Annotated in this window: 1 protein-coding gene; it reads left to right on the forward strand. The window is 75.9% G+C overall.

The genetic code is table 11. From position 1 onward, the window contains the following. Positions 1-107 precede the first annotated feature (107 nt). The coding region (locus ACWJ6R_RS38210) for a phosphopantetheine-binding protein (protein WP_449066828.1) at positions 108-307 on the forward strand (200 nt) is incomplete at its 3' end.

Genomic DNA, 307 nt, shown 5'->3' on the forward strand with positions numbered 1-307 from the left:
TGGAGGCGTTGCCGTTGACGGGCAACGGGAAGCTGGATCGGGCGGCGCTGCCGGCGCCGCGCCTGGCCGGGTCCGGGTCCGGCTCCGGGTCCGGGTCCGGGTCCGGTGTGGAGCCTGCGAGTGCGCGGGAGGCGGTGCTGGCGCGGGTGTTCGCCGAGGTGCTGGGGGTGGAGTCGGTCGGGGTCGAGGACGGGTTCTTCGATCGGGGCGGGGACAGCGTGCTGGCGATCCGGTTGGTGGCGCGGGCGCGGGAGGCGGGGGTGGTGTTCTCGCCGCGGGAGGTGTTCCGGCATCAGAGCGTGCGGGC

It is taken from the genome of Planomonospora algeriensis (genome assembly GCF_977012225.1).